This is a genomic window from Streptomyces sp. ICN903 (genome assembly GCF_022015835.1).
Lineage (GTDB): Bacteria > Actinomycetota > Actinomycetes > Streptomycetales > Streptomycetaceae > Streptomyces > Streptomyces fenghuangensis.
In genome coordinates, this window is record NZ_JAKMAY010000538.1 from 1 (window position 1) to 1703 (window position 1703).

Genomic DNA, 1703 nt, shown 5'->3' on the forward strand with positions numbered 1-1703 from the left:
GAGGGGGCGGGTGCGGTCGTGCGGGCTGGATCAGCGGGCATGGCGGAACCTTCGTGTGACGGCGGTGAGGAGCTGCGGTACTTCGGGCGCCCGGACGGCGAGCGCGGCGGCGGTGAAGGCGGCCGGGACGACCAGCGCCCCGGCGACGGCGGTGGGGACCGGGGAGGGCAGGAGCGGTGCGGCGGCCAGGCCGGCCGCGGTGGCCGCGGCCGCGGCCAGGACGAGCCGGACCAGACCGGCCGCCACCGTGCGCACCCGGACGGGCAGGACGCGGGTGCGCAGGCCGCGCAGGAGCAGCAGCGCGGTGGTGGTGATCCCGGCGGCATTGGCCGCGGCGATGCCGTGGACGCCCCAGTGGGGGGCTGCCAGTGCGCCGGCCGCGACGGTGAGCAGCAGGCCGGCAGCCATCGCGGCGGCCGGGTACCAGACGGGCCGGGCGGTGGCGAAGAACGGCCGCACCAGGGCGCCGGCCAGGCAGTGGCCGAGCAGTCCGGTGGCGTAGACGCGCATGACCGAGGCGGTGGCGGCGGTGTCCGCGGCGCCGAAGGCGCCCCGCTCGAAGAGGAGCTGGACGATCTGGGGGGCGTAGGCGATCACGTACGCGGCCCCCAGCAGCACCACCGTCGCGGCCAGCACCAGATCGCGCTCCACGCGCCGCCGGGCCCGTTCGGTCCGGCCGTCGGCCATGGCCCGGGCGACCAGGGGGAAGGTGACCGTGCACAGCAGCAGGGAGAACGTCATGGGCAGTTGGGCGATCTTCTGCGCGTAGTTCAGGTGCGAGATCGCGCCGGGCGGCAGCCCGGAGGCCAGGAAGCGCTCGACGAGCACCTGCGACTGGCGGGAGAGGGCGAAGACGGCCACCGGGGCGACCACGCCCCAGCCCACCAGCGCCGCGGCGCGCGGGGCGCGTACGGCGCGGGCGCCGCGGCGCGCGCGCCGGGTCTCGGCGGTGCGCAGGGGCAGGCGCCGCCAGAACGCCGGGAGCTGGACCAGGGCCATCGCCAGGCTGCCCGCGGCCACCCCGAGCGCGGCGGCGCGCACCCCCCACCGGGCGTGCAGTCCCAGCACCACGGCGATGATGGCGATGTTGTAGGCGCAGTAGATCGCCGCCGGGGGCACGAAGCTGCGGTGGGCGCGCAGGGCCGCGCTGAAGTACCCGGCGGTTCCGAAGCCCAGCACGGTGACGGCCGTCAGCCGGGTGCAGTCCACCGCCAGGCCGGGGTCGGCCAGGCCGGGCGCGAGGGCACCCACCAGCAGCGGCGCCAGCAGCGCCACGGCCGCGGCGGCGCACGCCAGTGCCAGGAGCAGCCGGGGAAGCGTCGCCGCCAGCAGTGCGCGCACCGGGTCGGCGGGGTTCCCGGGGTTCCCGGGGTTCTCGGGGAGGGAGGCGCCGGTGCCTCCCTCCCCGGTCCCGCGGACCGCGGCGCGGCGCGACAGCGCGAGGCTGAACGCCGGTACCAGCACCAGCGCCATGGCGTCCTCGATGAGGATCGTCGAGGCGAACTCGGGGACGGTCCAGGACACCAGGAACGCGTCCGTCTCGCTGCCCGCGCCGAACAGGTGGGCGATGGTCTGGTCCCGCACCAGGCCGAAGAAGGAGCCGGCGGCGGTGAGGACCGCGGTGGCCGCGGCGGCCCGGGCGACGAACCGCCTGCCCGGCGCGGAACCGGAGCCGGAACCGGGGGCGGGTGCGGGTGCGGACG

General features: G+C 77.5%; 1 protein-coding gene. It reads right to left on the reverse strand.

Annotation, left to right across the window (positions count from 1 at the left end; translation table 11 throughout):
• Positions 1-30: 30 nt before the first annotated feature.
• On the reverse strand, positions 31-1703 hold a 1673-nt coding region (locus L7D48_RS28600; RefSeq protein WP_237883978.1), incomplete at its 5' end, for a lipid II flippase MurJ.